Below are 24,210 nucleotides of genomic sequence, written 5' to 3' on the forward strand. Positions count from 1 at the left end.
TTCCACGGCCCCGCCCGCCGGCGACCCTGGACGACGCGCGGCAGCACCACCCGCGGACGATCCGACCGACCGGTCCCTCGGCCGCCGCTCCGCCGCCGCGGACCGGACGGCGGAGCGCGCCACGGGCCGTCGGGCTGGCGAGACGTCCGGCCAGCAACCGGCCGTGGCCGGTCCGGGTGGCCGGCAACCCGCCCGGCCCACCGGCGATGCCCCGACCGGCGAGCAGCCGACCGGCGGTCGGGGCAGCGCCCCGCCACAGCCGGGCCGCCCCACCGGCGAGCGCCCGACCGGCCGTCGGGGCGCCCCGCAGCCCGGCGTACCCGGTGTCGAGTCCACCGGCCGTCGAGGTGAACCGCAGCCCGGCGCGTCCCGCGGTGCCGTCCGGCCCGGTCCGGACACCCGCCGGTCCGGTCCGGACACCGCCGGTCGCGGCCTCCGCGCTGCGGAAGGCGCTGTCCCGCCGCGTTCCGCCCCCGACGGTCGGGGCCGGCCGGTCTCCGGCGCCGGCCCCGCGTCCGCCACCCCGCCGGTCTCCGGTGCGGTCCGCCGTGGGGTCGACGGTCCGCCCCGGCCCGAGCAGGATCCCGAGGCGGCCCGAGGTGCCGCCCGGCCGGGCGGCGAGCGGCCGGCCCGTGCGGGCGCCGGTTCCGATGGTCCATCTCGTTCGGACGGTCCGGTCCGCGCCGCCGCGCGGCCCGTCACCGGCCCCGGCGGTCCACCTCGTCCGGACGGCCCGGTCCGCGCCGCCGCACGCCCGGTCTCCGGGCCCGACGGCCCGGGTCGCCCACCCGCCCCCGACGAGCGGAGCGGCAACCCACCGAGCGGCGCGGCGCCGGTGGTCCGGGCCGCCGCCCGACCGGCGCCGGCAGACCGTGCCGCCGGGCGGGCCCTGCCACCGCACCGCGAGCCGGGCCGCCCCGAGCCGACCGGTGTCCCCCCGGTGCCGCCGCCACCCGGCCGCCCCGGCGAGCCCGTCGCGGTGGCTCGGGCCGCCGCGGTGGTGCCACCGGTCGGTCCGGTGCCCGAGCACCCCACGCCGGAGCCGGCGGACGGCCCCGGGCTGCGCCCGACCGGTCCGGACGGGGCCGACGACGACGCCCCCACCGGCTCGGGTGGTGCCCGCTCCGAGCTGCGCCGGCAGATGCGCGAGCGTCGGCGGCTCCGGATGGCGGTGCTGGCGCTGGTGAGCCTGGTGCTGCTGGGCGCACTGCCGCTCTACTTCGGCATCCGGACGCTGAGCCGGGACCCGGTCTTCGACACCCTGGACCAGCTCAACGTGCCGGGTTGGGCGGCGGCTAAGACGGTGGACGACGTCAGCGGCAGCCGCTGGTGCCTGCTCGACTGTCGACTGCGCGAGCGCACGGTCACCTCCCAGAAGTCACCGGACGAGACCGCGAAGGTCTACGAGAGCGCGCTGCGCCAGGACGGCTGGCGTCCCTGGAAGGTCACGCGCTGCCCGGAGCAGCCCGCGAAGGGCAAGTACACCTGCTGGCGCCGCGACGAGCTGACCCTCGACCTCTGGGTACGCGAGCCGACCTGCGTACCGCCGCCGGTCGACGGCGAGCCGGCGATCGTGCCGTCTCCCGATCCGTCGGCCGCAGCGGGAGAGTGCACCGGCTCGTTGGTGTCGGTGAAGGTCCGCAACGCGATCGACGACGAGCGGACCCGACCACAGCCGAGCACCGATCCGTCACTGACCGGAGAGGACCCGTTCCCCACGGTCAGCGCGGACCCACTGGGCGACGTGACACCCTCACCGTCGTGAGCCGGTTTCCATCACGGACGGTAGGGTCTGGGGCTGGCGGGCCCACCCGCTCCCGTTGACCGGTGGCGGATCGGCGGGCCCGACGTGGGTAGGACGGCCGTGCGTTCCGGGGGCGTCGGGTCCCCGGAACTCTGCTTGAGGAGGACAGGCGTGGACGACATGGGACAGATCGCAGCGCTGATCGCGGCGATCGCGTTCGCGGCGCTGGTGCTGATCCTGACGCTGCCCATCCTGCGGCTGCGGCACACGGTCGACGCCACCACTCGCATGATCAACGACCTCAACGACCGGACCGCGCCGCTGCTCGGTGACGTCAACACCACGGTGAAGAACGTCAACACCGCGTTGGAGCAGGTGCAGACCTCGCTCGACGGTGTCAACCTCCAGCTCGCCAAGGTCGACACCATGACCAGCCACGCGCAGAACGTCACCGCCAACGTCGCCAACCTGGCCACCGTCGTCTCCGCCGCCGCGGCCAACCCGCTGGTGAAGGTGGCCGCGTTCGGCTACGGGGTCCGCAAGGCCGCCTCCGCCCGCCGGCACGCCGAGACCGAGCGCGAGGTGCGCGACACCATCAAGCAGCAGCGGCGCGCCGCCCGACGCGGCGACCGCTGACCCGCCCGCGCACCAGGAGGTAGCGAAGATGAGGCGCTTGTTCTGGCTCGGCATCGGGCTGGCCGTCGGCGTGGTGGTGGTCCGCAAGGCGACCCGGACCGCGCAGGCGTACACGCCGGCCGGCATCGCCAGCACGTTGTCCGAATCCGCTGGCGGGCTGGTCGAGTCGCTGCGTAGCTTCGTGGAGGACGTTCGCATCGGGATGGCCGAGCGCGAGCAGGAGATCCACCAGGCGTTCGCCCAGGGCGAGGCGTTCGACGACCAGTTCGCCGAGCTGCGGGAGGACCCGCGGATCGGCGATCGACACATCTTTCCGGAGGAACACCAGCGATGAAGACGGCGGAGATCAAGCGGCGGTACCTCGCGCACTTCGAGGCGAATGGCCACGCCGTGGTGCCGTCCGCTCCGCTGCCCGCCATCAGCGACCCGAACCTGCTGTTCGTCAACGCTGGCATGGTGCAGTTCGTCCCCTACTTCCTGGGTCAGCAGACCGCGCCGTACCGGCGTGCGGTCAGCGTGCAGAAGTGCATCCGCACCCCGGACATCGACGAGGTCGGCAAGACCAGCCGGCACGGCACGTTCTTCCAGATGAACGGCAACTTCTCCTTCGGTGACTACTTCAAGGAAGGGGCCATCCCGCTCGCCTGGGAGCTGTCCACGAAGCCGATCGCCGAGGGCGGTTACGGCCTGGACCCGGAGCGGATCTGGCCGACGATCTACCTGGACGACGACGAGGCGTTCGAGATCTGGCGGTCGGTGGGTGTGCCGGCCGAGCGGATCGTCCGGCGGGGCAAGGCGGACAACTTCTGGTCGATGGGCATCCCCGGCCCCTGCGGTCCGTCCTCCGAGCTGTTCTACGACCGCGGCCCGGAGTACGGCCGTGAGGGCGGCCCGGCGGTCGACGAGGACCGCTACATGGAGTACTGGAACCTCGTCTTCATGCAGTTCGAGCGGGGGCCGGGCACCACCAAGGAGGACTACCCGATCCTGGGTGACCTGCCCGCGAAGAACATCGACACCGGCATGGGCCTGGAGCGGATGGCCTCCATCCTGCAGGGGGTCGACAACCTCTACGAGATCGACGAGGTCCGGCCGATCCTGGACCGGGCGGCCGAGCTAACCGGCAAGCGGTACGGCGCGCACTCCGGGCACGTGGCCAGCGAGTCGCACCCGGACGACGTCCGGCTGCGGGTGATCGCCGACCACGTTCGCACGGCGCTGATGCTGATCGGCGACGGGGTGACCCCGAGCAACGAGGGGCGCGGCTACGTGCTGCGCCGGATCATGCGCCGGGCGATCCGGTCGGTCCGGCTGCTCGGTTGGCAGGAGCGGGCGCTGCCCGAGCTGCTGCCAGTGGCCCGGGACTGCATGGCGCCGTCCTACCCGGAGCTGGCGACCGACTTCGACCGGATCGCGGACTACGCGTACGCGGAGGAGGACGCCTTCCTGTCCACCCTGCGCGCCGGCACCACGATCCTGGACACGGCGATCGCGGAGACCCGCACCGCCGGCGGAAAGGCGCTCTCCGGCGAGAAGGCCTTCCAGCTGCACGACACGTACGGCTTCCCGATCGACCTGACCCTGGAGATCGCGGCCGAGCAGGGGCTCCAGGTCGACGACGAGGGCTTCCGCCGGCTGATGGCCGACCAGCGGTCCCGGGCGAAGGCCGACGCGCAGGCCCGCAAGACCGGGCACACCGACCTGTCGGCGTACCGGTCGGTGCTCGACGCCGGCGGCCCGGTGACCTTCACCGGCTACAGCGAGGTGTCCCGTGAGTCGACGGTCCGGGCGCTGCTCGGCACCGACGGTCCGCGTCGGGCGGCGGTCGAGGGTGACACGATCGAGCTGGTGCTCGACACGACCCCGTTCTACGCCGAGGGCGGTGGTCAGCAGCCCGACCAGGGCATGATCACCGTGGGCGGCGGTCAGGTCGAGGTGCTCGACGTGCAGCAGCCGGTGCCCGGCCTGATCGTGCACCGGGCCCGGGTGATCCGTGGCGAGGTGCGAGCCGGCGAGACCGGCTTCGCCGAGATCGACACCACCCGCCGGCGGGCCATCTCCCGCTCGCACACCGCCACCCACCTGGTGCACCAGACGATGCGCAACTTCCTCGGCGAGTCGGCGACCCAGGCCGGTTCGCTGAACGCCCCGGGCCGGCTGCGCTTCGACTTCAACACCCCGACCGGGGTGGCGCCGAGTGTGCTGCGCGACGTCGAGCAGCAGGTCAACGAGGTGCTCCTGGCCGACCTGGAGGTGCACGCCTTCATCACCTCGCTGGACGAGGCGCGGCGGATCGGCGCGATGGCGCTCTTCGGTGAGAAGTACGGCGAGGAGGTGCGGGTCGTCGAGGTGGGCGACTACGCCCGGGAGCTGTGCGGCGGCACGCACGTGGCGCGCTCCGCTCAGCTCGGCCTCGTGAAGATCCTCTCCGAGTCCTCGATCGGCTCCGGCGTACGCCGGGTCGAGGCGCTGGTCGGCATGGACGCCTTCGGCTTCCTGGCCCGGGAGCACCTGCTGGTCTCCCGGCTGGCCGAGCTGTACCGGGTGCCCAACGACCAGGTCGCCGAGCGGGTGGAGCAGACGGTCACCCAGCTGCGTGACGCGGAGAAGGAGCTGGAGAAGCTGCGCGCCCAGTTGGTGCTGGGCGGGGCGTCGGCGCTGGCCGCGCAGGCGAAGGACGTGCGCGGGGTGGCGTACGTCGGCACCGAGGCGCCCGAGGGCGCGGCCGGCAACGACGTGCGGACCCTGGCGCAGGAGATCCGCGGCAAGATCGACCCGGCGCGGCCGGCGGTGGTCGCGGTGTCGGCCCGGGCCAACGGCAAGGCGTCCCTGGTGGTGGCGGTGAACCAGGCCGCCCGTGGCCGGGGCCTGGCGGCTTCGGCCCTGGTGAAGGCGGCCTTCTCCGGGCGTGGCGGGGGCAGCCCCGACCTGGCCCAGGGTGGCGGCCTGCCCGCGGCGGAGGCGCCGAGCCTGCTGCTCACCGTCGAGAAGGCGATCGCCGAGGCGTGAAGATCGACGATGCGGGATCAGGGCGGACCCTCCGGTCCGCCCTGGTTCGTACCGCCGGGGGAGTGACCGCGGGTGACTGAGTTGACGCGCGGGGTCCGCCTCGGGGTGGACGTCGGCCAGGTCCGGGTGGGGGTGGCCCGCTCGGATCCGCACGGTGTGCTGGCCACCCCGCTGGTGACCCTGGCCCGCGACCTGACCGCGGCGCCGGACGCGGTGCCGAGTGACCTGGCCGAACTGGCCGCGCTGGTCGCCGAGCACGAGGCCGTCGAGGTGGTCGTCGGCCTTCCGGTCAATCTCGCCGGCAAGCTCGGCCCGGCGGCGGTCCATGTGCAGGCGTACGCTGACCGACTGGTCGATGTGATAGCGCCCGTCCCGGTAACGCTCACCGACGAGAGGATGTCGACGGTGGTCGCTTCTCGTAGGCTGGCCGAGCGTGGTGTCCGGGGCAAACGTCAACGAGCGGTCGTCGATCAGGCGGCCGCGGTGGAGATTCTGCAGAGCTGGCTGGATGCGCGGCGGAGGCGGACGTAATGATCGACGATCTGGATCTGGGGTTTGACGAGCCGGAGCGGGGGGAGAAGGGCCGGCACCGGCGCGGCTTCGTCCGTAAGCGCAACGGTGGGTCCGGGGGTGGCCGGGGCAAGACGTTCCTGGCCCTGCTGCTCGCCCTGGTGCTGCTGGGTGGCATCGGCGGTGGTGCCTTCTACGGCTTCGACCGGATCCAGAACTACTTCGTCACCCCCGACTACGACGGCTCCGGCACCGGCGAGGTGACCGTGGAGATCAAGCAGGGTGCGCTGCTCGCCGACATGGCCGACGCGCTGGTCGCCGCCGACGTGGTGAAGAGCCAGAAGGCGTTCGTGGAGGCCGCCGAGGCGGACTCGCGCAGCAAGAACATCCAGCCGGGCACCTACAAGCTGCGCAAGCAGATGAGCGGCGCGAGCGCGGTGACCGCGATGCTCGACCTGAAGAACCGGATCGTCAACGGGATCACCATCCCCGAGGGCCGCACCGCCAAGAACATCTACAAGCTGCTCTCCGAGAAGACCAAGATCCCCGTCAAGGAGTTCGAGGCCGCCGCGAAGGACCCGGAGGCGCTCGGCATCCCGGACTGGTGGTTCAACCGCACCGACGGCAAGAAGGTGACCAGGTCCGTCGAGGGGTTCCTCTACCCGGACACCTACGAGATCCCGCCGAAGGCCACCGCGGAGAGCATCCTCAAGCTGATGGTCAGCAACTTCCTCACCGTGACCGAGGAGATGAAGTTCGCCGACCGGGTGCAGAAGGAGCGCAAGATCAGCCCGTACGAGGCGCTGATCGTCGCGTCGCTGGCCCAGGCCGAGGCCGGCAACAAGGACGACCTCGGCAAGGTCGCGCGGGTGGCCTACAACCGGGCGTACGGCGAGTTTCCCTGCAACTGCCTGGAGATGGACGTCACGGTCAACTACTACCTGGAGCTGACCGGGCAGAAGACCAAGACCTCCGCGCAGATGACTGCGGCCGATTTGGACAACCCGAAGAACCCGTACAACCGCAAGCTGCGGGGCCTGGTGCCGACCCCCATCGACAACCCCGGCAAGCAGGCACTGGAGGGAGCGATGGCTCCGCCGGTGGGCAAGTGGCTCTACTTCGTGGCGATCGACAAGGAGGGGCACTCCGAGTTCGCCGAGACCTACGAGCAGCACGAGCGCAACGAGGCGAAGGCCCGGGAGGCCGGGATCATCTGATCCCGGTTGGCGGGGCGGGGGAGTGAGGTGACGGTGTACAGGGCCGCGGTGCTGGGCAAGCCGATCGCGCACTCCCTCTCCCCGGTGATCCACAACGCCGGGTACGCGGCGGCCGGGCTGACCGGTTGGTCGTACACCCGGATCGAGTGCGCGGCGTCGGAGTTGCCCGGCCTGGTTGCCGGCCTGGGTCCGGAGTGGGCCGGGCTGTCGGTGACCATGCCCGGCAAGGAGGCGGCGCTCGCGGTGGCCGCCGAGGTGTCGCCGGTCGCCGCCGCCGTCGGCGCGGCCAACACGCTGGTACGCCGCCCGGACGGCTCCTGGTACGCGGACAACACCGACGTCTCCGGCATGGTCGAGGTGCTGACCGGCGCCGGGGTGCGTCCCGGGGCGACGGTGACCGTGTTCGGCGCGGGCGGGACCGCGCGTGCGGCGCTGGCCGCAGCGGCCCGCCTGGCGTCCGGTCCGGTGACCGTGGTGGCCCGCCGGGCGGACGCGGTCGACGAGTTGCGGCCGGTGGCCGACGCCCTCGACCTGGCGCTGACCGGCGCCGACTGGTCCGACGCGGCCCGGCATGCCGGGGCGGACGTGGTGCTCTCCACCGTCCCGAGGGGGGTCGCCGATCCGCTCGCCGGCGCGGTGGCGTGGCGGCCGGGCACCGTCCTCTTCGACGCGCTCTACGACCCGTGGCCCACCCCGCTGGCGGCGTCGGCCGAGGCGGCGGGCTGCCGGATCGTCTCCGGCCTGGACCTGCTGCTGGCTCAGGCGGTCGGGCAGTTTGAGCAGTTCACCGGCGTGGCCGCGCCGAGAGCGGCGATGGCCGCCGCGCTGGCAGCGGCGCGCGCCGGCTGACGGAGCGCTCGTGAGTCGCGTCCGGCGCCGGCGTCCGCCGGTGCCGCGCTGGACACGTTGACCGGGGTCCCCGGGCTTCAACGAGTGGGACATCTCCGCGCTGGTCACCGGCGGGGCGCGTTGCGTTGGGCCCGGCGCACCCTGCGGCGCAACCCCCGGGAGCCGCGCGCCTACCTGGCCCTGGCGATGGCCGGGCGGGTGGTCCGGGCCGACGCGGTGCTGCGGATGCTGCACAAATGCGGCCGAGGGATCTGAGTCGAGGCGTCGACGTCCGGGTGGACCGGGCGTCGGCGTGCCGGCGGCGGCGTCCGTAGGGCGGGACGCGGCGGGCACCGCACCGGGGCGATGACCCGGCGTGACAGACTGACCGCTGTGTTGCGCTGGTTGACTGCAGGTGAATCGCACGGCCCCGCCCTCGTCGCGCTGCTGGAGGGGGTGCCCGCCGGCGTGGAGGTGACCACCACCGAGATCGCCGACGAGCTGGCGCGCCGCCGGTTGGGTTACGGCCGCGGCGCCCGGATGGCGTTCGAGCGGGACGAGGTCGAGGTCATCGGTGGCCTGCGGCACGGCCTCACGCTGGGCAGTCCGGTCGCGATCCGGGTGGGCAACTCCGAGTGGCCCAAGTGGCGCACGGTGATGGCCGCCGATCCCGTCGACCCCGACGAGCTGGCCCGGCAGGCCCGCAACGCGCCGCTGACGCGTCCCCGCCCGGGCCATGCCGACCTGGCCGGTATGCAGAAGTACGGCCACACCGACGCCCGGCCGATCCTGGAGCGGGCCAGCGCCCGCGAGACCGCCGCCCGCGTCGCCGTGGGCACGGTCGCCAAGGCCCTGGTCCGTCAGGCGCTCGGTATCGAGATCGTCTCGCACGTGGTGGAGCTGGGGCCGGTCGCCGCGAAGGCCGGGCTGCGCCCGCGCCCCGAGGACGCCGCCCGCATCGACGCCGACCCGTTGCGCTGCCTCGACCCGGAGGCCAGCGCCCGGATGGTCGCCGAGGTCGATGCCGCGAAGAAGGCCGCCGACACCCTCGGCGGCGTGGTGGAGGTGCTGGCGTACGGGGTGCCACCGGGCCTGGGCAGCCACGTGCAGTGGGACCGTAAGCTCGACGCCCGGCTGGCCACCGCGCTGATGTCGATCCAGGCGATCAAGGGCGTGGAGATCGGCGACGGCTGGCAGCAGGCCCGCTCCCGCGGCTCCGAGGCGCACGACGAGATCATCCCCTCGGCCACCGGCGTCCGCCGGGTCACCGACCGGGCCGGCGGGTTGGAGGGCGGCATCACCACCGGCGAGCCGCTGCGGGTCCGCGCGGCGATGAAGCCGATCTCGTCGTTGAACCGGGCGCTGGCGACCGTGGACGTCACCACCGGCGAGCCGGCCACCGCGATCAACCAGCGCTCGGACGTCTGCGCGGTGCCCGCCGCGGCCGTGGTCGCCGAGGCGATGGTGGCGCTGGTGCTGGCCGAGGCGGCCACCGAGAAGTTCGGCGGCGACTCGGTCGCCGAGATCCGCCGCAACGTGGCCGGCTACCTCGACGCGCTGGTCATCCGCTGATGGCCCCGGTCGTCGTGCTGGTGGGCGCGCCGGGCTGCGGCAAGACCACCGTCGGCCGGGTGTTGGCCGCCACCCTCGGTGTCGAGTTCCGCGACACCGACTGCGACATCGAGTCGATGGCCGGCAAGCCCATCCCGGAGATCTTCATCGACGAGGGCGAGGCGCACTTCCGCACCCTGGAACGGGCGGCGGTGGCGGCGGCGTTGGCCGGCGGCACCGGGGTGCTGGCCCTCGGCGGTGGCGCGGTGCTGGCCGAGGAGACCCGCGCCGCCCTGCTCGGGCACCGGGTCGTGCACCTCTCGGTGGAGCTGCCCCACGCGGTGAAGCGGGTCGGTCTCGGCGCCGGTCGGCCACTGCTGGCGATCAACCCGCGGGCCACCCTCAAGCATCTGATGGACCAGCGTCGCCCGCTCTACACCGAGGTGGCCACCGCGACGGTGGCCACCGACGGGCGGACCCCGGAGGAGATCGCCGGCGAGATCGCCGCGCTCCTGCCGCGCTGAACCGGCGGCCCGCCCGGCGTCGCTCAGCCGGCGATGCGGTCGAGCACGTCGGCCAGGGCCTTCGGCTCGCTGAGCATCGGCCAGTGCCCGGTGGGCAGCGCGTGCAGCTCGCCACCGGCCAGCCCGGCGAAGAACGGGTGCCCCTGCCCGATCATCTGCTCCACCACATCGAGGGGGAAGGTGCTGGCCACCAGCGCGGTCGGCGCCGGACGCCCGCCGGTGCGCCGTACGGGTTCGGTGGCCGCGCCCAGCGGGTGCGGGGTGGCCCGCGCGCGCAGCAGCGCCAGCGTGGACTCGTCCAGTCCGGCCAGGTTCTGCGGGTCCGCCGCCGGGTCCCAGGCCGGCGGTGGCAGCAGGTGCCCGGCGCCGATCAGCGCGCGCAGCCGCTCCTGCTCCTCGGGCGGTACGGTGTCGAACTGCGCCGTGCCGTCCGGCAGTGGCCCGCTCTCCACGTACACCACCCGGGCGATCCGCTCCGGGATCCGGTCGGCCGCCTGGGCGACTGGCATGCCGCCGCCGGAGTGCCCCACCAGCAGCACGTCGCGCAGATCCTCGACCTCGATCAGCCGGACGATGTCGGTGGTGTGCGTCTCCAGGCCCACCTGCGGGCCGGCCAGATGGGCCCGCTCGGCGACCCCGGTCAGCGTCATCGGGTACACCTCGTGGCCCTGCGCCCGCAGGGTCGCGGTGACCTCCCGCCACGCCCAAGCACCCAGCCAGAACCCCGGCACCAGTACGAACGTCGCCATCTGTCACTCCTTCTCTCGGCTACCGGAAAGACCGTACGATCGCATCCGGACAGAATCCGCCCGGTTTAGAGGAGTGGTTCGTGTCACATCCCGCCGGCCGGGTGCTGGCTCTGCTGGAGCTGCTCCAGACCCGGCACCGGTCGACCGCCGCCGAGCTGGCCGGCCGGCTCGGCGTGGACGAGCGCACCGTGCGCCGGTACGCGGCGACCCTGGTCGAGCTGGGCATTCCGGTCACCGCCGACCGGGGCCGCCACGGCGGCTACCGCCTGCGCCCCGGCTTCAAGCTGCCGCCGCTGATGCTTACCGACGACGAGGCCGTCGCCGTGCTGCTCGGCCTGGTGGTGGCCGAACGGTTGGGGTTGGGCACGGAGCAACCGGCCACCGCGACCGCACTCGCCAAGATCCACCGCGTGCTGCCGGCGGCGCTCGCCGACCGGCTCGCCGCCGTGCAGGAACACCTGGGTTTCACCCTGCGCCGCGCCGAGCCCGAGCAGCGGCCGGCGTCGGGCACCCTGCTCACGCTCGCCGCGGCCGCACGCCACCGGCGTCGGGTGACGTTGGACTACCGCTCCTGGCGGGGGGAGCCGTCGCACCGCGACCTCGACCCGTACGGGCTGGTCTTCCACGCCGGCCGCTGGTACGTCACCGGCCACGACCACCGGCGCGCGGAGGTGCGGACCTTCCGGCTGGACCGGATCGGTGCAGTGACCACCGGCGCGGCGACGTTCACTGTGCCGGCGGACTTCGATCCGGTGGCCTGGGTGACCCGCTCGCTGGCCGGTGTGCCGTACACCCACGAGATCGAGGTGCTGTTGGAGACCGATCTGGCCACCGCCCGGCGCGGCGTCCCGCCCAGCGTGGCCGAGCTGACCGACACCGCCGACGGCGTGCTGCTGCGGGGCCGGGCCGAGAGCCTGGCCGGAGCCGCCCGACTGCTCGCCGGGCTGGGCTGCCCGTTCACCGTGCGCCGCCCGGAGGCGCTGTGCGCCGAGGTGGCCGCGCTCGCCGGCAGGCTGGCGGGGTGGGCGGCCCGGCCAGCAGGTGGACAGCCGCCGTCGCCGCGCCGTCCGCTCGACTAGGCTGCCGGCGATGGACGAGGTGACCCGGATCCCGGTCGGCGGCGAGCGGCCGTACGACGTGCTGGTGGGACGCGACCTGCTCGACGCCCTGCCTGAATTGCTGCCCGGCGCGACCCGGGCGGCGGTGCTGCACACGCCCCGGCTCAAGGACCTGGCCGACGCGCTCGGTGAGCGGCTGCGCGCGGCCGGCGTCGAGCCGCTGCCGATCGAGGTGCCCGACGCCGAGGCGGCCAAGCAGGTCGAGGTGGCCGCCGGCTGCTGGGACCGGCTCGGCGCGGCCGGCTTCACCCGTACCGACGCGGTGGTCGGCGTCGGCGGCGGCGCGGTCACCGACCTGGCCGGCTTCGTGGCCGCCTGCTGGCTGCGCGGCGTGCGCTGGGTGCCGGTGGCCACCTCGCTGCTGGGCATGGTGGACGCCGCTGTGGGCGGCAAGACCGGCATCAACACCGCCGCCGGCAAGAACCTGGTGGGCGCGTTCCACCCTCCGGTCGGCGTGCTCGCCGACCTGGCCACCCTGGACAGCCTCCCGCCGCCCGACCTGGCCGCCGGGCTGGCCGAGGTGGTCAAGTGCGGCTTCATCGCCGACCCGGTCATCCTCGACCTGGTCGAGCGCGATCCGGCGGCGGCCACCGATCCGCGGGGGCCGGTGGCCCGGGAGCTGATCGAGCGGGCGATCCGGGTCAAGGCCGATGTGGTCAGCGGTGACCTGCGCGAGTCCGGCGTGCGGGAGGTGCTCAACTACGGGCACACGCTGGCGCACGCGATCGAGAAGGTGGAGAGCTACCGCTGGCGGCACGGCGACGCCGTCGCCGTCGGCCTGGTCTACGCCGCCGCGCTGGCCCGCCTCGCCGGCCGGTTGGACGCGGCGACCGCCGAGCGGCACCGGGCCACGGTGGAAGCGCTCGGCCTGCCGGTGAGCTACCCGGCGGATGCCTGGCCCCGGCTGCTGGCCGCGATGCGGGTGGACAAGAAGGCCCGGGGCAGTCTGCTGCGCTTCGTGGTGCTGGACGGGCTGGCCCGCCCGGCGATCCTGGAGGGCCCGGACGACGCGCTGCTGGCCGCCGCCTACCGGGAGGTCGCGTCCCGATGAAGGTGTACGTCCTCAACGGGCCGAACCTGGGTCGGCTGGGCACCCGCGAGCCGCAGGTGTACGGGGCGACGACCCACGCCGACCTGGTGACACTCTGCGAGTCCACCGGCCGCGAGCTGGGCCTCGACGTGACCGTACGGCAGACCGACGCGGAGCACGAGCTGCTCGGCTGGCTGCACGCCGCCGCCGACGAGGGCGCCGCCGTCGTTCTCAACCCGGCCGCCTGGTCGCACTACTCGTACGCGTTGCGCGACGCCTGCGCGATGCTGCGCGGCCCGCTGGTCGAGGTGCACATCTCCAACATCCACGCGCGGGAGCAGTTCCGGCACCACTCGGTGGTCTCCGCGGTGGCGACCGGGGTGATCTGCGGGCTCGGCGTCGACGGGTACCGCCTCGCCCTGCACCACCTGGCCACCCGCGCCACCTGAGCCAGCCCCGCCAGCTCAGCCACCCCGAGCCAGCTCGACCCCCCGGGCCAGCTCAGCCACCCCGGGCCAGCTCGGCCACCCACCTGGCCGCCCGCCTCGTCCTGGCTGCCGGCCGGGCAGCCGCCCCTCACGTTGGGTGATCGGTGCCTGCTCTTTCGAGAGGAGTCACTCACTGCCACCATCAGACCGAGCCGGTCCAGCAGCCGACCGTCGCTTCCACCGCTTTGCTCTGCTTCAACGGACGCAACACCATCGCTGAACTGCGGTGATCCGATCCGGGACCGTTCGGCGATGTCTGCCAAGTCGCACAGCGCGTGACTGTTGCGTCGAGTGAAGCAGTGTAAAGGGGAGAGCGGAGGGCCCTCGGTCCCTGACCATAGGTGACGCTCTGTCACTGAGGCAGGTGTCGGCGACCCCCGCGCGAGCCCCGTGCGGCCTCCACCTGGCGCCCATCCGGCCACAGGCCGAACACGGCGGGGAGCGCGGCCGGCGCAGCTAGTAGACTTGCCAGGTCTGTCCGCCAATTGATGATCAAGGCAGGAAATGGCTTCCACCAACGACCTCAAGAACGGCCTGGTACTCAACCTCGACGGGGAGCTCTGGGCCGTCGTTGAGTTCCAGCACGTCAAGCCCGGTAAGGGTGGTGCCTTCGTGCGCACCACGCTGAAGAACGTGCTGTCCGGCAAGGTGGTCGACAAGACCTTCAACGCGGGCACCAAGGTCGAGACCGCGACCGTCGACAAGCGCACGATGCAGTACCTGTACGCCGATGGCGAGGACTACGTCTTCATGGATCTGGAGACCTTCGACCAGATCACCGTCCCCGGCGGCACCGTGGGCGAGGCGGCCAACTACCTCCTGCCCGAGGCGGAGGCGACCGTGGCCACCCACGAGAGTGTTCCGCTCTACATCGAGCTGCCCACCAGCGTCGTGCTGGAGGTCACCTACACCGAGCCGGGTCTGCAGGGCGACCGCTCGACCGGCGGCAACAAGCCGGCCACCGTGGAGACCGGTGCGACCGTGCAGGTGCCGCTGTTCATCACCACCGGTGAGAAGATCAAGGTCGACACCCGCGACGGCCGTTACCTCGGCCGCGCCTGATGGCCGAGGGTCCCAAGCAGCAGATGCCGGCGCGCCGTAAGGCGCGCAAGCGGGCGCTGGACGTCCTCTACGAGGCGGACCTGCGGGACAAGCCGCCGGTGGAGGTGCTGGCCGGCTACCTGCAGCGCATCGAGAAGCCCCACCCGGAGCACCTCGGTTACGCCGTGGGCCTGGTCGAGGGGGTCGCCGAGCACCTCAACCGGATCGACGAGCTGATCGCCAGCTACGCCGAGGGCTGGACGCTGGAGCGGATGCCGGCGGTCGACCGCAACCTGTCCCGCATCGCGGTCTACGAGTTGCTCTACGTTGACGAGATCGACGACGCGGTGGCGATCAGCGAGGCCGTGGAGCTGGCCCGGCAGATGTCCACCGACGACTCGCCGCGCTTCCTCAACGGGTTGCTCGGCCGGATCGCCGAGTACGCCACCCGCTGAGCGGACACGCACCACACGACGCGAAGGGCCCGTGCCGATCGGCACGGGCCCTTCGCGTCGGTCAGCGATCAGGAGGCGAAGAACGCCCGCGGGTCGGCGACCAGCACACCGTGCTCGGTGAGCCGCTCGATCAGGCCGGACGGCGAGGCGTCGTAGACGATCGCCAGCGCCCGCAGGTCGTCGGCGCGGATGGAGAGCACCCGGCCGTTGTAGTCACCGCGCTGCTGCTGGATGGCACGGGCGTAGCGGGCGACGTAGGCCAGGTCCTCGGAGGCCTCGTCGTAGAGCCGCTCCAGGTCCAGGACGATCTTGCTGGTGGGCTCGTGCCGGACCCCGCTGCCGTCGGGCAGCAGCTCCGAGACGGGAACACGGTAGAACTCGGCCAACTCGGCCAGGCGGGACACCGTCACGGCCCGGTCGCCGCGCTCGTACGAGCCGACCACCACGGCCTTCCACCGCCCGTTCGACTTCTCCTCCACACCCTGCAGGGAGAGCCCCTGCTGTTGGCGGATGGAGCGCAGGCGGGCGCCCAGAGACTTGGCGTATTCAGAGGGCATTCGGACACTCCCAGTGCTGCTCGGGGTTCTCCCGTCGATCGCTACGGAGCGTGACGGTACGGGGAATGCGACACGTGGTCAAGTGGTCGTGACCTTACCGTTGGGGAGCACCGGGGGAGTTATCCCCATTTCGCCATCCTGATCCGGTGGTCAGTGGCCGGCGTCCGTCGGCCCGGTGACCACTGGTAACGTGGCGTGAAGCCCCGGCCCGGCGCGTCCGCGCGGTCCGGCCGGAGGTGCCCGACATCCTTTAACGACCCGTCCCGTGAGGCGGGGAAGGAGGTCCGCCGTGGCATACCCACCGGCTGCCCGCTCGTCACCACCGCGACAACCCTCGGTGAAGGTGATCCTCACCAGCGCCGACGTGCAACGCGTGGTCGACCGCATCGCACACCAGATCCTCGAGAAGACCCAGGGCGCCGCCGACACCGTGCTGCTCGGCATCCCCACCCGGGGCGCGCCCCTCGCCCGGCGGCTCGCCGCCCGGATCAGCACCTTCGAGGACGTGGCCGTACCGGTCGGTGTGCTCGACATCACCCTCTACCGCGACGACCTGCGCCGGCACGCGACCCGCGCGGTCGGCCCGACCCAGCTGCCACCCGGCGGCATCGACGGCAAGCGGGTGATCCTCGTCGACGACGTGCTCTTCTCCGGCCGCACCGTGCGGGCCGCGCTCGACGCGCTCAACGACGTGGGCCGCCCGGCGTCCGTGCAGCTCGCCGTCCTGGTCGACCGCGGCCACCGGGAGCTGCCCATCCGCGCCGACTACGTCGGCAAGAACATCCCGACGTCGCTCGCCGAGAGCGTGAAGGTGACGCTCGCCGAGCCCGACGGCGTCGACGAGGTCAAACTCTTCGGGGGGACCGCACAGTGATCCGGCACCTGCTCTCCGGCGCCGACCTGGACGCCGACACCGCCACCGAGATCCTGGACACCGCCGCCGAGATGGCCACCGTCGCCGGCCGGGAGGTCAAGAAGCTGCCGGCGCTGCGCGGCCGGACCGTGGTCAACCTCTTCTACGAGGACTCCACCCGCACCCGGATCTCCTTCGAGGCGGCCGCGAAGCGGCTCAGCGCCGACGTGATCAACTTTTCCGCCAAGGGCTCCAGCGTGACCAAGGGCGAGAGCCTGAAGGACACCGCGCTGACGCTGCAGGCGATGGGCGCGGACGCGGTGGTCGTCCGGCACCCCGCCTCGGGCGCCCCGCACCGGCTCGCCAACTGGGTCGACGGGTCGGTGGTCAACGCCGGCGACGGCACCCACGAGCACCCGACCCAGGCGCTGCTGGACGCGTACACCATGCGCTCCCGGCTGGGCCGGCTCGCCGGCCTGTCGGTCGCGGTGGTCGGGGACGTGCTGCACTCCCGGGTGGCCCGCTCCAACGTGCTGCTGCTGTCCACCCTCGGCGCGAAGGTCACCCTGGTCGGCCCGCCCACGCTCATCCCGGTCGACATCACCGGCGCACTCGCCCCGGGCACCGATGTCTCCTACGACCTGGACGCGGTCCTGCCCAGCGCTGACGTCGTGATGATGCTGCGGGTGCAGCGGGAGCGGATGAACGACTCCTACTTCCCCTCCGCCCGTGAGTACGCCCGCCGCTACGGCCTGGACGGGCCCCGGATGCGCCGGCTGCCGGAGCACGCGATCGTCATGCACCCCGGCCCGATGAACCGGGGCATGGAGATCACGCCCGAGGTGGCCGACTCGCCCCGCTCCACCATCGTCGAACAGGTCGCCAACGGGGTCTCCGTGCGGATGGCCGTCCTCTACCTGCTGCTCGGGGGGAACAACCGGTGAGCTCGTACCTGATCACCAACGTGAGCGTCGTCGGCGCCGCGCCGGCCGACCTGCTCATCCGCGACGGAGTCGTGGCCGAGGTCGGCTCCGGGCTGTCCGCGCCGGACGCGACGGTCGTCGACGGCACCGGGCTGGTCGCCCTGCCCGGCCTGGTCGACCTGCACACCCACCTGCGCGAGCCGGGCCGGGAGGACGCCGAGACGGTGGAGTCCGGGTCCCGGGCGGCGGCGCTCGGCGGCTACACCGCGGTCTGCGCGATGGCCAACACCTCCCCGGTGGCGGACACCGCCGGCGTGGTCGAGCAGGTCTGGCGGCTCGGTCGGGAGGCCGGGCTGGTCGACGTGCAGCCCATCGGCGCGGTCACCGTCGGTCTGGCCGGCGAGCACCTGGCCGAGTTGGGCGCGATGGCCGACTCCGCGGCCCGGGTGCGGATCTTCTCCGACGACGGGCACTGCGTGGCCGACCCGAAGCTGATGCGCCGGGCCCTGGAGTACGTCAAGGCGTTCGACGGCATCATCGCGCAGCACGCCGAGGAGCCCCGGCTCACCGAGGGCGCCCAGATGCACGAGGGTGAGGTCTCCACCCGGCTCGGGCTGACCGGCTGGCCGGCGGTCGCCGAGGAGGCGATCATCGCCCGGGACGTGCTGCTCGCCGAGCACGTGGGCAGCCGCCTGCACGTCTGCCACGTCTCCACCGCCGGCAGCGTCGAGGTGCTGCGCCAGGCCAAGGCACGGGGGGTGAAGGTGACCGCCGAGGTCACGCCGCACCACCTGCTGCTCACCGACGAGAAGGCCTCGACCTACGACCCGGTCTTCAAGGTCAACCCGCCGCTGCGTACCGCCGGTGACATCGCCGCGCTGCGGGCCGCGCTGACCGAGGGCGTGATCGACATCATCGCCACCGACCACGCGCCGCACGCCGTGGAGGACAAGGAGTGCGAGTGGGCGTACGCCCGGCCGGGCATGCTCGGCCTGGAGACGGCGCTCTCCATCGCACTGGACGTGCTCGGGCCGCAGTGGGACCTGATCGCCGAGCGGATGTCGCGCACCCCGGCCCGGATCGCCGAGCTCGCCGGGCACGGCGTCGACCCGGCCCCGGGGGCGCCGGCCAACCTGACCCTGGTCGACCCGGCCGCGCGCCGGGTCATCGAGCCGGCGGAGCTGTCCAGCCGGAGCCGCAACACCCCGTACGCCCGCATGACGCTGCCGGGTCGCATCGTGGCGACCTTCCTGCGCGGCGAGCCGACGGTTCTGGACGGAAAGGCTGTCAAGTAATGGTCAAGCGCAGGCCCGCGATCCTCGTTCTCGAGGACGGGCGCACGTTCACCGGCGAGGCGTACGGCAGCGTCGGGGAGACCTTCGGCGAGGCGGTCTTCAACACCGGCATGACCGGCTACCAGGAGACCCTGACCGACCCGTCCTACCACCGGCAGGTGGTGGTGCAGACCGCGCCGCACATCGGCAACACCGGCGTCAACGGCGAGGACGACGAGTCCGCCCGGATCTGGGTCGCCGGCTACGTGGTGCGCGACCCGGCCCGGATCGGCTCGAACTGGCGGGCCACCGGTGGCCTGGAGGACCGGCTCGCCGCCGAGGGTGTGGTGGGTATCAGCGGGGTGGACACCCGGGCGCTGACCCGGCACCTGCGCGAGCGCGGCGCGATGCGGGTCGGCATCTCCAGCGTCGACGACGACCCGCGGGCCCTGCTGGCCCGGGTCCGGCAGGCGCCGCAGATGGTCGGCGCGGACCTCTCCGCCGAGGTGACCACCGCCAAGCCGTACGTCGTGGAGGCGGTCGGGGAGCACCGGTTCACGGTCGCCGCGCTGGACCTGGGTATCAAGCGCAACGTGCCGCGCCGGCTCGCCGCCCGCGGGGTGACCACCCACGTGCTGCCGGCCGGCTCCACCATGGACGAGCTGCTGGCCACCGGCGCGGACGCGGTCTTCCTCTCGCCCGGTCCGGGCGACCCGGCCACCGCCGACGGCCCGGTGGCCCTGGCCCGGCAGGTGCTGGAGCGCAAGATGCCGCTGTTCGGCATCTGCTTCGGCAGCCAGATCCTCGGCCGGGCGCTCGGCTTCGGCACCTACAAGCTGGGCTACGGCCACCGCGGGATCAACCAGCCGGTGCTCGACCGGGTGACCGGCACGGTCGAGGTGACCAGCCACAACCACGGCTTCGCGGTCGCGTGGCCGGGCCGCGAACACCAGAGCGGCGGCATCGAGGTGCCGGGCGCCGGGCAGGGCGCGGTGGTCCCCGACCAGGTGATCGAGACCGAGTTCGGCGGCGTTCAGGTGTCGCACGTCTGCCTCAATGACAACGTGGTCGAGGGGCTGCGGGCGATCGACGTGCCCGCCTTCACCGTCCAGTACCACCCGGAGGCGGCGGCCGGCCCGCACGACGCGGACTACCTCTTCGACCGCTTCGCCGACCTCATCGAAGGCCGGACCCACAGCGAGGGGCGCACGAATGCCTAAGCGGACCGATCTGAAGCACATCCTGGTCATCGGCTCCGGGCCGATCGTCATCGGCCAGGCCTGCGAGTTCGACTACTCGGGTACCCAGGCCTGCCGGGTACTGCGCAGCGAGGGGATCCGGGTCAGCCTGGTCAACTCCAACCCGGCGACGATCATGACGGATCCGGAGTTCGCCGACGCCACGTACGTCGAGCCGATCACCCCCGAGTTCGTCGAGCTGGTCATCGCCAAGGAGCGCCCGGACGCGATCCTGGCCACCCTGGGCGGGCAGACCGCGCTGAACACCGCCGTCGCGCTGCACGAGGCCGGCGTGCTGGAGAAGTACGGCGTCGAGCTGATCGGCGCGAACATCGACGCGATCAACCGCGGCGAGGACCGGCAGCTGTTCAAGGACATCGTCGCCAAGGCCGGGGTCCGCCTCGGTATCGACGACCCGACCGGCCTGGTGCCGCGCTCCCGGGTCTGCCACTCGATGGACGAGGTCGAGGCGACCGTCGCCGAGCTGGGCCTGCCGGTGGTGATCCGGCCGTCGTTCACCATGGGCGGGCTGGGTTCCGGCATGGCGCACACGCCGGAGGACCTGGCCCGCATCGCCGGCGACGGCCTGGCCGCCAGCCCCGTGCACGAGGTGCTGATCGAGGAGAGCGTGCTCGGCTGGAAAGAGTACGAGCTCGAGCTGATGCGCGACCGGAACGACAACGTCGTGGTGGTCTGCTCGATCGAGAACATCGACCCGATGGGCGTGCACACCGGTGACAGCGTCACCGTGGCCCCGGCCATGACGCTCACCGACCGGGAGTACCAGCGCCTGCGTGACCTGGGCATCGCGGTGCTGCGCGAGGTGGGGGTGGACACCGGCGGCTGCAACATCCAGTTCGCGGTCAACCCGGCCGACGGCCGGATCGTCGTGATCGAGATGAACCCCCGGGTGTCCCGCTCCTCGGCGCTCGCGTCCAAGGCGACCGGCTTCCCGATCGCGAAGATCGCCGCCAAGCTGGCCATCGGCTACACCCTCGACGAGATCCCCAACGACATCACCCTCAAGACCCCGGCGGCGTTCGAGCCGACCCTGGACTACGTGGTGGTGAAGATACCCCGGTTCGCGTTCGAGAAGTTCCCCGGCGCGGACCCGGAGCTGACCACCACGATGAAGTCGGTCGGCGAGGCGATGAGCCTCGGGCGCAACTTCACCGAGGCGCTGAACAAGGCCATGCGCTCGATGGAGACCAGGTCCGTCGGCTTCTGGACCCAGCCGGACCCGGCCGGCGCGACCAAGGAGAACACCCTCGCCGCGCTGCGGATGCCGCACGACGGCCGGCTCTACACCGTCGAGCGGGCGCTGCGTCTGGGCGCCTCGATCGCCGAGGTCGCCGCGGCCTCCGGCGGGATCGACCCGTGGTTCCTGGACCAGATCGCCGCGCTGGTGGAGCTGCGCGCGGAGATCGTGGACGCACCGGTGCTCGACGCCGGGCTGCTGCGTCGGGCCAAGCGGGCGGGGCTGTCCGACCGGCAGCTCGCCGCGCTGCGCCCGGAACTGGCGGCCGAGGATGGCGTACGGACCCTGCGGCACCGCCTCGACGTGCGGCCGGTCTACAAGACCGTGGACACCTGCGCCGCCGAGTTCGAGGCGAGCACGCCGTACCACTACTCCACGTACGACCAGGAGACCGAGGTGCTGCCCTCGGCGCGGCCGAAGGTGCTGATCCTGGGCTCCGGGCCGAACCGGATCGGGCAGGGCATCGAGTTCGACTACTCGTGTGTGCACGCGGTCCAGGCGCTCCGCGCCGTCGGCTACGAGACGGTCATGGTCAACTGCAATCCGGAGACGGTCTCCACCGACTACGACACCGCCGACCGGCTCTACTTCGAGCCGCTGACCTTCGAGGACGTGCTGGAGGTCTGGCACGCCGAGGACAGCTCCGGGCGGGCGGCCGGCGGGCCGGGCGTGGTCGGGGTCGTGGTTCAGCTCGGCGGGCAGACCCCGCTGGGGTTGGCGCAGCGGCTCAAGAACGCCGGCGTTCCGGTGGTCGGCACCTCGCCGGAGTCGATCCACCTGGCCGAGGAGCGCGGCGCGTTCGGCGCGGTGCTGGCGCGGGCCGGGCTGCGCGCGCCGGCGCACGGCATGGCCACCTCGTACGACGAGGCCAAGGCGATCGCCGACGAGATCGGCTACCCGGTGCTGGTGCGCCCGTCGTACGTGCTGGGCGGTCGGGGCATGGAGATCGTCTACGACGATCCGACGCTGCGCGACTACATCGGCCGGGCCACCGACATCTCGCCGGACCATCCGGTGCTGGTGGACCGCTTCCTCGACGACGCCATCGAGATCGACGTGGACGCGCTCTGCGACGCCGACGGCGAGGTCTACCTCGGTGGCGTGATGGAGCACATCGAGGAGGCCGGCATCCACTCCGGCGACTCGTCCTGCGCGCTGCCCCCGATCACCCTGGCCGGGTCGCACCTGGCCGAGGTACGTCGGTACACCGAGGCGATCGCGCGGGGTGTGGGCGTACGCGGCCTGCTCAACGTGCAGTACGCCCTGAAGGACGACGTGCTCTACGTGCTGGAGGCCAACCCGCGGGCGTCCCGGACGGTCCCGTTCGTCTCCAAGGCGACCGCGGTGCCGCTGGCCAAGGCGGCGGCCCGGATCGCGCTCGGCGCGACCATCGCCGAACTGCGCGCCGAAGGGCTGCTGCCCACCAGCGGGGACGGCGGCACCATGCCGGCCGACGCGCCGATCGCGGTCAAGGAGGCGGTGCTGCCGTTCAAGCGCTTCCGGACCCGCTCCGGCAAGGGCATCGACTCGCTGCTCGGCCCGGAGATGAAGTCCACCGGCGAGGTGATGGGCATCGACACCAACTTCGGGCACGCCTTCGCCAAGAGCCAGTCCGCGGCGTACGGGTCGCTGCCGACCGCCGGCAAGATCTTCGTCTCGGTGGCCAACCGCGACAAGCGCGGCATGATCTTCCCGATCAAGCGGCTGGCCGACCTGGGCTTCGAGATCGTCGCGACCACCGGCACCGCCGAGGTGCTGCGCCGGCACGGCATCGCCTGTGAGCAGATCCGCAAGCACTACGAGGCCGGCGGGGGCGAGGACGCGGTGTCGCTGATCCTCGGCGGCGACGTGGCACTGGTGATCAACACGCCGCAGGGTTCGGGCGCGAGCGCCCGCTCCGACGGCTACGAGATCCGCAGCGCGGCCGTCACCGCGGACATTCCGTGCATCACCACGGTGCCCGGCGCCGCCGCGGCGGTCATGGGCATCGAGGCGAGGATCCGCGGCGACATGCAGGTCCGTCCACTGCAGGACCTGCACGCCACCCTGCGGGCCGCCCAGTGATCTTCGAGAGGGTGGTACGGCCCCGGCTGTTCCGGCTCGGGGGTGGGGACGCCGAGACGGCGCACGAGTGGACGCTGCGGCGGCTTGCGGCGCTGTCCCGGCAACCGGCGGCCCTCGCCGCGCTGCGGGCGCGGTACGCGGTGCGCGCGCCCCGCACGGTGTTCGGGGTGGAGTTCCCCAACGCCGTGGGGTTGGCCGCCGGGATGGACAAAGACGGCGCCGCGCTGCCGACCTGGCCGGCGCTGGGCTTCGGCTTCGTCGAGGTCGGCACGGTGACGGCGCACGCCCAGCCGGGCAATCCCCGGCCGCGGCTGTTCCGGCTGCGCGACAGCGAGGCCGTCGTCAACCGGATGGGCTTCAACAACGCCGGGGCCGACGCGCTCGCCGCCCGGCTGGCGGCCCTGCCGCGCCCGATCGGGGTGCCGCTGGGCATCTCGCTGGGCAAGTCCAAGGTGACCCCGCTGGACGATGCCGTCGAGGACTACCTCGCCTCCTACCGGGCGCTGCGAGGGCACGGCGACTACTTCGCGGTCAACGTCTCCTCGCCGAACACCCCGGGCCTGCGCTCGCTGCAGGACCGGGCGCACCTGGACGCCCTGCTGGCCGCGCTGGTCGGGGAGAAGCCGGTCCTGGTCAAGATCGCCCCGGACCTGACCGAGGCCGCGATCGCCGAGCTGCTGGAGGTCTGCCTGGCCCGGGGCGCGGCCGGCGTGATCGCCACCAACACCACCCTGGCCCGCGACGGTCTGGCCCCGGCCGACCGCGAGCGTGGCGCCGAGACCGGTGGCCTCTCCGGCCGGCCGCTCACCGGCCGGGCCCGGGAGGTGGTCTCCTTCGTCCACCGCGAGACCGGCGGCCGGCTGCCGATCATCGGCGTCGGCGGCATCCTCGATCCCGACGACGCCACCCGGATGTTCGACGCCGGCGCCGCCCTGGTGCAGCTCTACACCGGTTTCATCTACCGGGGACCGGCCCTGGTCCGGGCCGCCGCCCGCGCGATGGCACCGGCGCCGGACCCGGTCGCCGGTCGGTGACCCGCCCCGCACCCGGCCTGCGGGGCGCGCCCGACCTCGCTGCCGGCCGGCCCGGCGCGCCTGACCTCGCTGCCTGCCGGACCGGCGCGGCGGCGAGATCGGAGACCGA

General features: G+C 72.9%; 22 protein-coding genes and 1 pseudogene. 21 read left to right on the plus strand and 2 right to left on the minus strand.

The genetic code is table 11. The features are described from left to right. The first annotated feature begins 1,141 nt into the window (after window positions 1–1,141). From ACFOW4_RS08215 to ACFOW4_RS08260, 10 genes and pseudogenes are all read left to right on the plus strand, one after another. Window positions 1,142–1,765 carry a hypothetical protein gene (locus tag ACFOW4_RS08215; protein ID WP_377526117.1) on the plus strand — a complete coding sequence of 208 codons (624 nt, stop codon included), beginning with the start codon at window positions 1,142–1,144 and terminating at the stop codon, window positions 1,763–1,765. A 159-nt stretch (window positions 1,766–1,924) separates the two neighbouring features. Then, entirely contained in the window at window positions 1,925–2,380 is a 456-nt protein-coding gene (locus ACFOW4_RS08220) for a DUF948 domain-containing protein (protein ID WP_377526118.1), read from the plus strand. A gap of 28 nt (window positions 2,381–2,408) precedes the next feature. Further along, window positions 2,409–2,714 (plus strand): hypothetical protein, encoded by a 306-nt coding sequence (locus ACFOW4_RS08225; RefSeq protein WP_377525959.1) that lies wholly within the window; start codon window positions 2,409–2,411, stop codon window positions 2,712–2,714. After that, window positions 2,711–5,389 (plus strand): alanine--tRNA ligase, encoded by a 2,679-nt coding sequence (gene alaS / locus ACFOW4_RS08230; protein WP_377525961.1) that lies wholly within the window; start codon window positions 2,711–2,713, stop codon window positions 5,387–5,389. The genes ACFOW4_RS08225 and alaS overlap by 4 nt, the downstream gene beginning before the upstream one ends. Window positions 5,390–5,461: 72 nt before the next feature. Continuing rightward, the gene (ruvX, locus tag ACFOW4_RS08235) at window positions 5,462–5,920 is read left to right on the plus strand and encodes a Holliday junction resolvase RuvX (RefSeq protein WP_377525963.1); all 459 of its coding nucleotides are present in this window, start codon (window positions 5,462–5,464) and stop codon (window positions 5,918–5,920) included. Then, complete coding sequence (mltG, locus tag ACFOW4_RS08240) at window positions 5,920–7,116, plus strand: endolytic transglycosylase MltG (protein WP_377525965.1); 1,197 nt, start codon at window positions 5,920–5,922, stop codon at window positions 7,114–7,116. Before ruvX ends, mltG begins: the two co-directional genes overlap by 1 nt. Before the next feature lie 27 nt (window positions 7,117–7,143). Beyond that, on the plus strand, window positions 7,144–7,965 hold the full coding sequence (locus tag ACFOW4_RS08245) for a shikimate dehydrogenase (RefSeq protein ID WP_377525966.1): 822 nt from the start codon (window positions 7,144–7,146) through the stop codon (window positions 7,963–7,965). 99 nt (window positions 7,966–8,064) lie between these two features. Then, window positions 8,065–8,220 (plus strand): annotated as a pseudogene (locus ACFOW4_RS08250) (glycosyltransferase family 2 protein); the annotation flags it as partial. Window positions 8,221–8,337: 117 nt separating this feature from the next. Then, complete coding sequence (gene aroC, locus ACFOW4_RS08255) at window positions 8,338–9,516, plus strand: chorismate synthase (protein ID WP_377525969.1); 1,179 nt, start codon at window positions 8,338–8,340, stop codon at window positions 9,514–9,516. Next, window positions 9,516–10,019, plus strand: a complete 504-nt coding sequence (locus ACFOW4_RS08260) for a shikimate kinase (RefSeq protein ID WP_377525971.1) — start codon at window positions 9,516–9,518, stop codon at window positions 10,017–10,019. The genes aroC and ACFOW4_RS08260 overlap by 1 nt, the downstream gene beginning before the upstream one ends. 23 nt (window positions 10,020–10,042) lie before the next feature. Here ACFOW4_RS08260 and ACFOW4_RS08265 read toward each other — a convergent pair whose 3' ends face one another. Beyond that, window positions 10,043–10,768, minus strand: a complete 726-nt coding sequence (locus ACFOW4_RS08265) for an alpha/beta fold hydrolase (RefSeq protein ID WP_377525974.1) — start codon at window positions 10,766–10,768, stop codon at window positions 10,043–10,045. Between the two features lie 80 nt (window positions 10,769–10,848). Between ACFOW4_RS08265 and ACFOW4_RS08270 the strand changes: the two genes are divergently transcribed. From ACFOW4_RS08270 to nusB, 5 genes are all read left to right on the plus strand, one after another. After that, entirely contained in the window at window positions 10,849–11,847 is a 999-nt protein-coding gene (locus ACFOW4_RS08270; RefSeq protein WP_377525976.1) for a helix-turn-helix transcriptional regulator, read from the plus strand. Window positions 11,848–11,857: 10 nt separating this feature from the next. Then, entirely contained in the window at window positions 11,858–12,937 is a 1,080-nt protein-coding gene (gene aroB / locus ACFOW4_RS08275) for a 3-dehydroquinate synthase (protein ID WP_377525979.1), read from the plus strand. Next, window positions 12,934–13,365, plus strand: a complete 432-nt coding sequence (gene aroQ, locus ACFOW4_RS08280; protein WP_377525981.1) for a type II 3-dehydroquinate dehydratase — start codon at window positions 12,934–12,936, stop codon at window positions 13,363–13,365. The genes aroB and aroQ overlap by 4 nt, the downstream gene beginning before the upstream one ends. A gap of 543 nt (window positions 13,366–13,908) precedes the next feature. Next, window positions 13,909–14,466, plus strand: a complete 558-nt coding sequence (efp, locus tag ACFOW4_RS08285) for an elongation factor P (RefSeq protein ID WP_018785069.1) — start codon at window positions 13,909–13,911, stop codon at window positions 14,464–14,466. A gap of 23 nt (window positions 14,467–14,489) precedes the next feature. After that, window positions 14,490–14,900, plus strand: a complete 411-nt coding sequence (gene nusB, locus ACFOW4_RS08290; protein WP_377526120.1) for a transcription antitermination factor NusB — start codon at window positions 14,490–14,492, stop codon at window positions 14,898–14,900. Window positions 14,901–14,968: 68 nt separating this feature from the next. Here nusB and ACFOW4_RS08295 read toward each other — a convergent pair whose 3' ends face one another. After that, window positions 14,969–15,457, minus strand: coding sequence for a transcriptional regulator (locus ACFOW4_RS08295; RefSeq protein WP_007458348.1), 489 nt, complete (start codon window positions 15,455–15,457; stop codon window positions 14,969–14,971). A 289-nt stretch (window positions 15,458–15,746) separates the two neighbouring features. Here ACFOW4_RS08295 and pyrR point away from each other — a divergent pair, with 289 nt between their 5' ends. From pyrR to ACFOW4_RS08325, 6 genes are read left to right on the plus strand one after another with little or no spacing between them, the layout of a single operon-like run. Further along, window positions 15,747–16,331 carry a bifunctional pyr operon transcriptional regulator/uracil phosphoribosyltransferase PyrR gene (gene pyrR, locus ACFOW4_RS08300; RefSeq protein ID WP_377525983.1) on the plus strand — a complete coding sequence of 195 codons (585 nt, stop codon included), beginning with the start codon at window positions 15,747–15,749 and terminating at the stop codon, window positions 16,329–16,331. After that, window positions 16,328–17,254 (plus strand): aspartate carbamoyltransferase catalytic subunit, encoded by a 927-nt coding sequence (locus ACFOW4_RS08305; protein WP_377525984.1) that lies wholly within the window; start codon window positions 16,328–16,330, stop codon window positions 17,252–17,254. The genes pyrR and ACFOW4_RS08305 overlap by 4 nt, the downstream gene beginning before the upstream one ends. Next, window positions 17,251–18,528 (plus strand): dihydroorotase, encoded by a 1,278-nt coding sequence (locus ACFOW4_RS08310; protein ID WP_377525986.1) that lies wholly within the window; start codon window positions 17,251–17,253, stop codon window positions 18,526–18,528. The genes ACFOW4_RS08305 and ACFOW4_RS08310 overlap by 4 nt, the downstream gene beginning before the upstream one ends. Beyond that, window positions 18,528–19,727: a glutamine-hydrolyzing carbamoyl-phosphate synthase small subunit gene (gene carA, locus ACFOW4_RS08315; protein WP_377525987.1), complete on the plus strand. Its 1,200-nt coding sequence runs from the start codon at window positions 18,528–18,530 to the stop codon at window positions 19,725–19,727. The genes ACFOW4_RS08310 and carA overlap by 1 nt, the downstream gene beginning before the upstream one ends. Continuing rightward, complete coding sequence (carB, locus tag ACFOW4_RS08320; RefSeq protein ID WP_377525989.1) at window positions 19,720–23,067, plus strand: carbamoyl-phosphate synthase large subunit; 3,348 nt, start codon at window positions 19,720–19,722, stop codon at window positions 23,065–23,067. Before carA ends, carB begins: the two co-directional genes overlap by 8 nt. Beyond that, a complete protein-coding gene (locus ACFOW4_RS08325) occupies window positions 23,064–24,101 on the plus strand; it encodes a quinone-dependent dihydroorotate dehydrogenase (protein ID WP_377525990.1) in 1,038 nt (345 codons plus the stop codon). Before carB ends, ACFOW4_RS08325 begins: the two co-directional genes overlap by 4 nt. The last annotated feature ends 109 nt before the right edge of the window (window positions 24,102–24,210 follow it).

The organism is Micromonospora sp. GCM10011542, from assembly GCF_042650685.1.
GTDB lineage: Bacteria > Actinomycetota > Actinomycetes > Mycobacteriales > Micromonosporaceae > Micromonospora.